Source organism: Lactobacillus delbrueckii subsp. bulgaricus (assembly GCF_046938665.1).
Taxonomy (GTDB): domain Bacteria; phylum Bacillota; class Bacilli; order Lactobacillales; family Lactobacillaceae; genus Lactobacillus; species Lactobacillus delbrueckii_C.
The window spans coordinates 1-10,309 of the sequence record NZ_JBKZCD010000037.1 but is presented as its reverse complement, the minus strand read 5'-3'; the positions used below and the strand labels follow the sequence as shown (position 1 = coordinate 10,309).

Below are 10,309 nucleotides of genomic sequence, written 5' to 3'. Positions count from 1 at the left end.
CTTGTTTTTTATTTTGTTTTTCTATTTGCCTAATTTTGACTGTTATTTGCCTGCTTTCTGAGTAGAATAAAATTGTAAGCGTTTAATAAAACGAATTAGGATTAATAGGAAAACAGGAGAAAAAGATGAACTGCCGAACTTTTGTAAACGGGAAAATTTTTACCGGGGAAAACGAGACGGCCTTTACCGATTCAATCACGGTTGATGACGGTAAGATCGTGGCTATTGGAGAAAAAGGCCGGGGTGAAATCATTGATCTTCAGGGACAAACCGTCCTGCCAGGTCTGATCGACAACCACACCCACCCCAAGTATATTGCTGACGCCTTGCATGGGGCAGCCTGCACCCCGCCTTTGGTTAACAGTATTAGCGAAATGCAGGAAGCCCTCCGCCATACTCCGGAATATGGCCAGGGGCCTGACGTCTGGATTGAGGGCTGGGGCTTTGACGAAAGCAAGCTGGCTGAACACCGGAGCCCGACCAGAGATGACCTGGACCAGGTATCAACTACCCAGCCGATCTTCTTGTACCGGTCTGACTGCCACTCTTCAGTGGGCAACTCCCGGGCTCTGGAATTAGCAGGAATTGATGAGCATACGCCGGACCCGGCGGGCGGGAAGATTGAAAAAGACGCTTCCGGCCGGCCAACTGGCTTCATGCGGGAAGTCGCGGCCAGCCAGCTGTTGATCCGGGCTAAATCTGCCTTGTCTTACGCAAATGACGTGGCCAACCTGGTCAAGTCATCCAGCCACTACCTGGAAAACGGCTTGGTGGCCATCGGGGAAATGATGGGGCGGCTGCACCCCTATGCCACGCTTTCCTTGTACCAAGATGCCTATAAGCAAGGCTTTAAGCCTAAGTCAGCTATCTATTACGTAGCTGATGAAGTTGCTGGTCCTTTGGAAATCGAAAAGAGTGACCGCCTGCGGGTGGCCGGGCTCAAAGTCTTCATGGACGGCAGCATTTCCGGTGAAACGGCCTTGATGAAGGATGCCTTCCCATCTGGCAAAAAGGGCGTGGCATTAACCAGTGAGGACCGTTTGCGGGAAATTATTGCTTATGCCCGAGAACATAAGCTGCAGGTCGCGGTTCACGCCATGGGCGACGCGGCTATTCAGCGGGTGATCGACGTTTGCCAGGATCTGGATCCTTGGCTTGAAGGTCAGCCGTCAGTCAGAATCGAGCACGCTTCACTTTTATCCGACTCCATGCTCAAGGAGCTGAAGGGGGCAAAAGTTGGCCTGGCTGTTTCCACCCAGCCGATCTTCTTCTTCGCCGAAGAAGATTCCTACCGGCAGTTTTTGTCAGCGGACCAGCTGAAAATGGCCTACCGGATCAAGAGCTTAGACAAAGAAAATATTCTTTTTAGCCTCAGTTCAGATGCCCCATGCACCCCATGGGCGGAACCGGACAGTCCTTTTTACGGAATCTACGCGGCAGTGACCCGGCACACGGCAGCAGGCGGTTTTATTAATGAAGATGAAGGTATCCCAGTAGCCCGGGCCATCCTGGCTTATACCAGAGACGCGGCCAAGATGGGCGGCTTTGTTAATAACGGGACCTTGACCCCGGGCAAGGACGCCGACTTTGTCATCTTGGACAGAGACATCTTCAGTCAAAAGGCAGAGGACTTAGCCAAGGTTAAGCCGGCATCGACTTGGATTGGCGGGGAAAAGGTCTGGAGCCAGGAAAAGAAGTAAAATATTTTAGTCAATCGAAAAAAGTCTTACCTGTGACGGGTAAGACTTTTTCTTGTATTAATAACTTTTTAGTCAACGTCCACGCTTGGCGCGTCCTTGGTCAAGATGACGGACTTGTCCGGCTTGATGCCGAAGAATTCTTCCAAAAGTTCTTCCAAGTCGCTCATAGCTTCGTTAGCCCGCTGGGCCTGGTCAGCGTTGACGGATTCAATTACGATTACGCCCTTAGTTGAATCTTCATCCAGCATGGTTCTTTGGGCATCCCGCCAGTTGAGGCAGCGGCAAACGGCACCTTGGTCGTCATACCAGGCAACTTCCCCTTCAAGGGTCGGTTCGTCCTTGTCAGCGCCGACTGGCTGGAAGGGCAGGCCTTCGTGGACTTGGCCCAGGTGCATGGTGCCGGCCAATTTATCTTGGTCTTCGATGCCGATTGGGACACCATGAGCCAGGGAAACTGAATTGTAGACGTCAACCAATGGTGAAATCGGGTGCAAGTCCTCGCCCTTGTCAATCCGCTTCAAGAGCGCTTCGATGGAAGCCCGGACGCCTTTCTTCTTTTTGAATTGCTGGTAGGCTTGCCGCCATTCAGCAACAACCGGGTTCTTGGCAAAAGCTGCGGCACCCAGGAAGTCTTCCGCCTTGTCGCTGCCTTCTCTGAGCAGCTTGCGCCGGCGGGCCAAATTGTCATCAGTGTCGTGGTTGTCGATGCCGCTGACGAGCATGATGTTTACTTGCGCGTCAGGGAAGAGTTCCCAAAAACTTGGGTCAACGGTAACTTTTTCTAACATGTTGCGCCTTTCTTTCTATATAAAAGAGATAAGTTTTTTCTTACTATCCAATTGTACTACAAGCAGAAAGCTCCTTACCAGAGCTCGTTGTTGCTGTCCCGCTTGACCCGGTAGCTTTCCTGAAGGAGGCCGTCAAAAAAGTGCTGCAGAGAAATCTGCCCCCGCTCCAGCTCCTTGCCGTTTTGGTGCTGCATTTCCACGTGGATGTTTTGGTATTCAAAGAGGTTGTTGGCATAGTCCAGCAGCATTTCATTGTCCGGGTAGTCGATGCACATGGTGGCCAGGTTGACGATCCCGATGTGCAGGGTCCGGCGGATGCGCTGGTAGATGACCTTTTTCTCCCGGCTGCTGATGCCGAAGCTTTCTTCCAGGTCAATCTGGTCAAAGCTCATGTCCTTGTCGACCATCAAGCGGATAATTTTCATGATGTCATCATAGCCTTTTTCTGATGCAATGCCCAAAAAGCGCAGGGTGTCAGTCACGTGGTCGATTTGCTGCCGGTGGGTGGTTTGCTGGCGGCCATATGGATTGTTCAAGCTGCCGGAGAGCTCGCTAATCACCCGCATGTTGCTCAAAAGCTGCAGGGTAGTGCTGATGATTTTGGAAATATGGGCAATCTCTTCAGAATTGAGCTGGTGGTGGATAAAAAAATCACAGCCGTTCTGGTAGGCGGCTGTAATCAAGGATTCTGACGGGGTATTGGCCGTCATGATCACCCGGGGCAGGATGTTGGCCTGCTTGAGCCGCTTTAAGAGAGCCAGGCCGTCAAAAGGAGCCAGGTCATAGTCGACCACCAATACGTCAACTCTAAGCTGGCGGAGATCATCGAAGGTCCTTTGGGCGTCGGTTGACCGGCCCACGATGATGTTTTCGAAGTTCCGCTCCAGGGCGTCACTAATTAGTTGTAAGTTCTTGGTGCTTTTGTTTGTGATATAAAAGTACATTTTTGCATTTTCTCCTCATTTTTGAAGCAAAGTGAAGTTACTTGAGTCAATGCTCCTATTTTAACACAAAGGCAGCTTAATATAAAAAAGTGTATAAATAGAGGAAAAGTACCCAAAGGGCCGTATAAGTGGCCTTCTATTCACTCAAAAAATTCGATTATACAGTTCAGAAAAAACTAATTAATTGATTGCTGATTTTTTTTAGTAAATCTTCTTGTTCTTTGTTGTTGTGAACTGAAAACGCTTTCTATAATGATAATCGTAAACAAGTGAAAAACACAAAACAATAGAAAACAGGAGGAAGCTATCATGGCTTTTAATTTACGCAACCGCAGTTACTTGACTCTCGCAGACTTTAACACTCGTGAAATGGAATACCTGCTTGACTTGGCAGAACAATTGAAGAAGGACAAGTACGCTGGTGTTGAACAACCTCGCTTGAAGGGCAAGAACATTGCTTTGATCTTCGAAAAGGACTCAACTAGAACCCGCTGCTCATTCGAAGTTGGTGCCCACGACCAAGGCGCTCACGTAACTTACCTTGGGCCAAGCGGCTCACACTTCGGCCACAAGGAATCAGTCAAGGACACTGCTCGCGTATTGGGCGGCATGTTCGACGGTATCGAATTCCGTGGCTTCTCACAAGAAGCAGCTGAAACTTTGGCTAAGTACTCCGGTGTCCCAGTTTGGAACGGTTTGACTGACGCTGACCACCCAACGCAAGTTCTGGCTGACTTCTTGACTGCTAAGGAAGTTTTGAAGAAGGAATACAAGGACATCAAGTTTGCCTTTGTTGGTGACGGTCACGACAACGTATCCAACGCTTTGATGCTGGGTGCCGCAGTTATGGGTATGGAATACCACGTTGTAACTCCTCCAGAACTGAACCCAAGTGAAGAAACTTTGGCAAAGGCTAACGCAATCGCTAAGGAAACTGGCGCCAAGATCGTTGTTTCAAACGACGTTAAGGAAGGCGTTAAGGGCATGGACGTAATCTACGGCGACGTTTGGGTATCAATGGGTGAATCCGACGACAAGTGGAAGAAGCGGATCGAATTGCTTTCACCATACCAAATCACCATGGACGTTCTTAAGGCTACTGAAAACCCTAACGTTATCTTCGAACACTGCCTGCCAGCCTTCCACAACCTGGAAACTGAAGTTGGCCGCGAAGTTTACGAAAAGTTTGGCCTGAAGGAACTTGAAGTAACTGACGAAGTCTTCGAAAGCAAGCACTCAGTTGTCTTCCGTGAAGCTGAAAACAGAATGCACACGATCAAGGCTGTCATGGTTGCTACCTTGGGCGACTAATCAAGAAGAGGTGCTCTTATGTCAAAAGTTGTTGTAGCATTGGGCGGTAACGCCCTCGGCAAGTCACCGGCCGAACAATTGGAATTGGTTAAGAACACAGCTTCCTCACTGATTGGTTTGATCAGCGCCGGCAACGAAGTAGTTATCAGCCACGGCAACGGCCCGCAAGTTGGCCAAATCAACCTGGGCATGAGCTATGCAGCTGAACATGGCCAAAGCGCGGCCTTCCCGTTCCCTGAATGCGGGGCAATGAGCCAGGGCTACATTGGCTACCACCTGCAGCAAAGCCTGCAAAATGAGCTTCGCAAGCGCGGCATGACCAAGGACGTGGCAACTATCGTAACGCAGATCGTTGTTGACCCGGCTGACACCGCCTTCCAAAACCCAACTAAGCCGATTGGGGCCTTCTACACTAAGGAAGAAGCCGACTCAATCGCCGAAGACAAGGGCTACATCTTCAAGGAAGACGCTGGCCGCGGCTGGCGGCAGGTTGTTCCTTCACCGACTCCAAAGAGAATCGTTGAATTGAACAGCATCAAGACCTTGATTGAAGCAAATGAACTCGTTATCGCCGGTGGTGGCGGCGGGGTGCCTGTAGTTGAGACCGAAGAAGGGCTCAAGGGCGTGCCAGCCGTTATCGACAAGGACCGCTCCAGCGCATTGTTGGCAGACAATGTTGGCGCGGACAAGCTGATCATTTTGACCGCTGTTGACTACGTAGCCATCAACTTCAACAAGCCAGACCAAAAGAACCTGGAAAACATCTCTGTTGAAGAAGCCAAGAAGTACATTGACGAAGGTCAATTCGCGGCCGGCAGCATGCTTCCTAAGGTTCAAGCCTGCATGTCATTCGTTGAAGGCCACCCGGAAAGAGAAGCCATCATTACTTCTCTGTCAGGCTTAGACGCTGCTCTTGCTGGACAGTTGGGGACTGTTATCCACGCATAAGCACGTCAGCTCATCAACCGCTTTAAATTTTGTGTAAAAATCTCTCTTTAAAAATTACGAGCAACTAGTTAGTTAAGTCGTTAGTAGGTTGACTTGACGATTTATAACCACACAAATCATTAGGATATTAGGTAAATTAGCAATTATAGGAGTGTAAAGATCATGACAAGTCCTATTCATGTAACTTCAGAAATTGGTAAGTTGAAGACAGTTATGTTGCACAGGCCAGGGCGCGAAATCGAAAACATCACGCCGGATTCAATGGAACGTCTCTTGTTTGACGACATTCCATACCTGCCAATCGCCCAGGAAGAACACGACTTCTTCGCACAAACTCTGCGCGACAACGGTGCCGAAGTTATCTACACCGAAGACCTGGCTGCCGAAGCTTTGGCAGACGAAGCTGTCAGAAACGAATTCATTGAAAGGCAAGTAGCAGAAGCTGGCTTTGTTGCCGGCGTAACCCATGACGCCTTGATTGAATACTTGAAGGCTCTGACTCCAGCTGAACTGGTAACCAGAATCTACGAAGGTATCCGCAGAGACGACCTGGAATTGACTACCCTTGACTTGGCTGCAGTGTCTGAAAACACTGAATGGCCATTCTTGATGGATCCACTTCCAAACGCATACTTCACCCGTGACCCGCAAGCTTCAATTGGCGAAGGGATGTCAGTTAACAAGATGACTTTCCCAGCTCGTCAGCGTGAATCAATGATCACTGAATACATCTTGAAGTACAACGCCCGCTTTGCAGGCAAGGTTAAGGTATGGCGTGACAGAAACCACGCAAGCCACATCGAAGGTGGTGACGAACTGGTATTGAGCGACCACGTAGTAGCCATCGGTATTTCACAACGGACTGCTGCTGACGCAATTCAAGACATCGCTAAGAGCTTGTTCGCAAACTCTGACTACGACACTGTAATTGCCATCTCAATTCCGCACAACCACGCGATGATGCACCTTGACACGGTGTTCACCATGATTAACTACGACCAATTCACTGTTCACCCGGACATCTTGACTGAAGATGGCAAGGTTGACAACTGGGTACTGCACCCAGGCAAGGATGGCGAAGTAACCTTCGAACACCACACTGATATCAAGGAAGTGCTGAAGAAGGCACTGGGCAAGTCAGAAATCGACTTGATCCCAACTGGTAACGGTGACCCAATCGTAGCTCCGCGTGAACAATGGAACGACGGTTCAAACACTTTGGCAATCGCTCCAGGTGAAGTTGTAACTTACAACAGAAACTACGTCTCCAACGCTTTGCTGAGAGAACACGGGATTCTCGTTCACGAAGTTCGCTCAAGCGAATTGTCAAGAGGCCGTGGTGGTCCACGTTGCATGTCTTGCCCAATTGTTCGTGAAGACATCTAATTGGTTTTAAGATCCTAAAATCGCGGAGCTGGTCTATCGCTCAAGGGCTTGGACTATCTCCGCCTTTTTAGGTGGAAAGAGTAATTTGGGAGGTAAAAATCATGGAAGAGAAAGTAAACAAAAACGGGATAGGCCTTGTTGGCCTGACCGCTTTGATCGTCAGTTCCTCCATCGGGACTGGGATCTTCGGTATTACCAGTTCCATTGCCGGATCTGCTGCGCCAGGGCCCGCGATTTTGTCCTGGCTGCTGGTTGGCTTTGGTTTCTTGATGCTTGTTCTGTCATTGAACAATTTGACTGAGAAGAGATCCGACCTTAAGGGTGGTATCTTCGCTTACGCCGGGGCCGGCTATGGCCCTCTGGGCGAATTCATTTCCGGCTGGGCCTACTGGCTGAGTGCCTGGCTGGGCAACCTGGCCTTCGCGACTATGCTGATGAGCGCGATCGGGACCTTTATTCCGGTCTTCAAGGGTGGCTCAAACCTGCCTTCAATCATCGTGGCTATCATCTTCTGCTGGGCCTTGACCTTCTTGGTTAACAACGGTGTTGAAAGTGCCTCATTCGTTAACACGATCGGTACTTTCTGCAAGGTTGTGCCATTGATTATGTTTGTAATCATCTGCATCGTTTCCTTCAAGGGCGGGATGTTCACCGCTGACTTCTGGGGCAGAGTTGCCAACAACCTGTCCAAGGGGACCACTACTGGCGGCCTTTGGCCACAGATGAAGGGGACTTTGATGACCCTGATCTGGGTATTTATCGGTGTTGAAGGGGCCTCAGTCATGGGGTCACGTGCCAAGAGCCTGAAGGAAGCGCAACAAGCAACCATGCTTGGTTTCGTCCTGCTTTTGGTCTTCTACATGATGATTTCAATCCTGCCATACGGCTCACTTACCCGGGCTCAATTGGCCAGCGCTGCACAACCAGCTTTGGGTAGCGACTTGAAGATGATTGTCGGCGACTGGGGCATGATGGTCATTAACATTGGTTTGATCATTTCCACTATCGTTTCCTGGCTGTCATGGACTATGCTGCCAGCAGAAACCATGCTTTTGATCGCTGAAGACGGTGCTGCTCCTAAGTTCTGGGGCAAGCTGAACAGCAAGAAGGCGCCAACCAACGCTCTGTTCACTACTGCTATCCTGCAGACCATCTTCCTCTTCTCCTTGCTCTTCACTGACAAGGCTTACGAATTCTGTTACACTTTGGCCTCAAGTGCCATCTTGTTCTCATACCTGTTTGTCGGCTTGTACCAAATGAAGTTCAGCCGTGAAAACAAGGAATGGACTCAATGGATCTACGGCTTATTGGCAGCCCTCTTCCAATTCATGTGCATGATTTTGGCCGGCTGGCAATACGTCTTGGTTGTTTCCTTGAGTTACATCCCAGGCTTGATCGTTTACTACCAAGGCGTCCGTGAACAAGGCAGAAAGCTCAACAAGAACGAAAAGATCACCTTTATCGTTATCGCAATTCTCTGTGTTCTGTCCATTGTTCTGATTGCCAACAAGACGATCGACATTATGTAATCGATTTTAAAATCTTTCCCAAAACAGCGGTTTTCCGCTGTTTTTTTGTGTTTTGCCTTGCTTTTTCAAAATAAAAAAGGCAAAAAAGACTTGCATTCCTGGCTGAATACGATATACTAGTATTTGTGCTTACGGCCTATGCCGTAAACTAGTCATATGGAGGATTAGCTCAGCTGGGAGAGCATCTGCCTTACAAGCAGAGGGTCACAGGTTCGAGCCCTGTATCCTCCATCGAGTCGTTAGCTCAGTCGGTAGAGCATCTGACTTTTAATCAGAGGGTCGAGGGTTCAAGTCCCTCACGACTCATGGCCCTGATCTGCGGGTGTGGCGGAATTGGCAGACGCGCTAGATTTAGGTTCTAGTGTTTTCGGACGTGCGGGTTCAAGTCCCGCCACCCGTATTTTATATCATGCCGATTTAGCTCAGTTGGTAGAGCATCTGTCTTGTAAACAGGGGGTCGTACGTTCAAGTCGTATAATCGGCATTGTGCGGAAGTAGTTCAGTGGTAGAACATCACCTTGCCATGGTGGGGGTCGCGGGTTCGAATCCCGTCTTCCGCTTTTTATAATATATATGCCGGAGTGGCGGAATTGGCAGACGCACAGGACTTAAAATCCTGCGGTTGGTTTCAACCGTACCGGTTCGACCCCGGTCTTCGGCATGCTTGCACCCATAGCGCAACTGGATAGAGTGTCTGACTACGAATCAGAAGGTTGTAGGTTCAAGTCCTACTGGGTGCATAAATCCGGGAAGTGGCTCAGTTTGGTAGAGCACCTGGTTTGGGACCAGGGGGTCGCAGGTTCAAATCCTGTCTTCCCGATTTGTAATTTAATATTTTCCATATTGGTTACAGTATGGCGGTGTAGCTCAGCTGGCTAGAGCGTCCGGTTCATACCCGGGAGGTCGAGGGTTCGATCCCCCCCGCCGCTATTTTGTAAACTTGGACCTTTAGCTCAGTCGGTTAGAGCAGACGGCTCATAACCGTCCTGTCGTAGGTTCGAGTCCTACAAGGTCCATTTTTTGTCAGCGCGGGATGGAGCAGTCTGGTAGCTCGTCGGGCTCATAACCCGAAGGTCGTTGGTTCAAATCCAGCTCCCGCAATTGCTTTTAAATAAGCTGGCTCGGTAGCTCAGTTGGTAGAGCAATGGATTGAAGCTCCATGTGTCGGCGGTTCGATTCCGTCCCGCGCCATAAATTGAATATTTGCGGGTATAGTTTAGTGGTAAAACCACAGCCTTCCAAGCTGTTGTCGCGAGTTCGATTCTCGTTACCCGCTTATGGGCCTGTAGCTCAGCTGGTTAGAGCGCACGCTTGATAAGCGTGAGGTCGATGGTTCAAGTCCATCCAGGCCCATTGGAGTAATACTCAAGTGGCTGAAGAGGCGCCCTTGCTAAGGGTGTAGGCCGGGAAACTGGCGCGAGAGTTCGAATCTCTCTTACTCCGCCTGATAAAGAGCTGTTCCGCAGCTCTTTTTTTGTGCCTTAAAGCTGCTTAACTCTAAAAGCAAGCAGGAGAGAGGGCAGAAGCAGGAGAAAAGGTAAAAAGTGGCTCTTTTTTCTAAAAAGGACTTGCCAAAGACAGAATTTTTCTGTATTCTAGTATTTGTTGACGCGCGAGCGTCGGCGCAAGTGGCCTTTGAAAAGATTGAGAAAGCCGCTTGACAAGATGAGCTTAAGCGAGTATCATCTTAAGAGTGCTTATGC

At 49.5% G+C, this 10,309-nt stretch carries 7 protein-coding genes and 15 tRNA genes; 20 read left to right on the top strand and 2 right to left on the bottom strand.

The annotated features are described in order from the left end of the window. The first annotated feature begins 125 nt into the window (after positions 1–125). Positions 126–1,700: an amidohydrolase gene (locus ACLUXO_RS09840; protein ID WP_412137396.1), complete on the top strand. Its 1,575-nt coding sequence runs from the start codon at positions 126–128 to the stop codon at positions 1,698–1,700. Positions 1,701–1,768: 68 nt separating this feature from the next. On the opposite strand, the gene ACLUXO_RS09835 is transcribed toward ACLUXO_RS09840, so the two are convergent. After that, complete coding sequence (locus tag ACLUXO_RS09835; RefSeq protein WP_231549139.1) at positions 1,769–2,488, bottom strand: B3/B4 domain-containing protein; 720 nt, start codon at positions 2,486–2,488, stop codon at positions 1,769–1,771. 74 nt (positions 2,489–2,562) lie between these two features. Then, positions 2,563–3,432 carry a DNA-binding domain-containing protein gene (locus ACLUXO_RS09830; RefSeq protein ID WP_412137395.1) on the bottom strand — a complete coding sequence of 290 codons (870 nt, stop codon included), beginning with the start codon at positions 3,430–3,432 and terminating at the stop codon, positions 2,563–2,565. A gap of 309 nt (positions 3,433–3,741) precedes the next feature. Here ACLUXO_RS09830 and argF point away from each other — a divergent pair, with 309 nt between their 5' ends. From argF to ACLUXO_RS09735, 19 genes are all read left to right on the top strand, one after another. After that, positions 3,742–4,743: an ornithine carbamoyltransferase gene (gene argF / locus ACLUXO_RS09825; protein ID WP_072547691.1), complete on the top strand. Its 1,002-nt coding sequence runs from the start codon at positions 3,742–3,744 to the stop codon at positions 4,741–4,743. Positions 4,744–4,761: 18 nt separating this feature from the next. Beyond that, positions 4,762–5,691 carry a carbamate kinase gene (arcC, locus tag ACLUXO_RS09820; RefSeq protein WP_412137394.1) on the top strand — a complete coding sequence of 310 codons (930 nt, stop codon included), beginning with the start codon at positions 4,762–4,764 and terminating at the stop codon, positions 5,689–5,691. 162 nt (positions 5,692–5,853) lie between these two features. Next, positions 5,854–7,077: an arginine deiminase gene (gene arcA, locus ACLUXO_RS09815; protein ID WP_412137393.1), complete on the top strand. Its 1,224-nt coding sequence runs from the start codon at positions 5,854–5,856 to the stop codon at positions 7,075–7,077. A 101-nt stretch (positions 7,078–7,178) separates the two neighbouring features. Beyond that, positions 7,179–8,606: a basic amino acid/polyamine antiporter gene (locus ACLUXO_RS09810; RefSeq protein ID WP_412137392.1), complete on the top strand. Its 1,428-nt coding sequence runs from the start codon at positions 7,179–7,181 to the stop codon at positions 8,604–8,606. Positions 8,607–8,764: 158 nt separating this feature from the next. Continuing rightward, positions 8,765–8,837, top strand: a tRNA-Val gene (locus tag ACLUXO_RS09805). Positions 8,838–8,839: 2 nt separating this feature from the next. After that, a tRNA-Lys gene (locus ACLUXO_RS09800) sits at positions 8,840–8,912 on the top strand. Positions 8,913–8,924: 12 nt separating this feature from the next. Beyond that, positions 8,925–9,006 (top strand) — tRNA-Leu (locus tag ACLUXO_RS09795). Between the two features lie 11 nt (positions 9,007–9,017). Further along, positions 9,018–9,090: transfer RNA gene (locus ACLUXO_RS09790), tRNA-Thr, on the top strand. A gap of 4 nt (positions 9,091–9,094) precedes the next feature. Next, positions 9,095–9,166 (top strand) — tRNA-Gly (locus ACLUXO_RS09785). 15 nt (positions 9,167–9,181) lie between these two features. Beyond that, a tRNA-Leu gene (locus ACLUXO_RS09780) sits at positions 9,182–9,267 on the top strand. Between the two features lie 5 nt (positions 9,268–9,272). After that, positions 9,273–9,346, top strand: a tRNA-Arg gene (locus ACLUXO_RS09775). A gap of 6 nt (positions 9,347–9,352) precedes the next feature. Continuing rightward, positions 9,353–9,426 (top strand) — tRNA-Pro (locus ACLUXO_RS09770). A 36-nt stretch (positions 9,427–9,462) separates the two neighbouring features. Continuing rightward, positions 9,463–9,536: transfer RNA gene (locus tag ACLUXO_RS09765), tRNA-Met, on the top strand. 12 nt (positions 9,537–9,548) lie between these two features. Then, positions 9,549–9,622 (top strand) — tRNA-Ile (locus ACLUXO_RS09760). An 11-nt stretch (positions 9,623–9,633) separates the two neighbouring features. Continuing rightward, positions 9,634–9,707, top strand: a tRNA-Met gene (locus ACLUXO_RS09755). Positions 9,708–9,724: 17 nt separating this feature from the next. Then, positions 9,725–9,797 (top strand) — tRNA-Phe (locus tag ACLUXO_RS09750). A 14-nt stretch (positions 9,798–9,811) separates the two neighbouring features. Continuing rightward, positions 9,812–9,882 (top strand) — tRNA-Gly (locus tag ACLUXO_RS09745). 3 nt (positions 9,883–9,885) lie between these two features. Beyond that, a tRNA-Ile gene (locus tag ACLUXO_RS09740) sits at positions 9,886–9,959 on the top strand. Positions 9,960–9,961: 2 nt separating this feature from the next. Continuing rightward, a tRNA-Ser gene (locus ACLUXO_RS09735) sits at positions 9,962–10,049 on the top strand. The last annotated feature ends 260 nt before the right edge of the window (positions 10,050–10,309 follow it).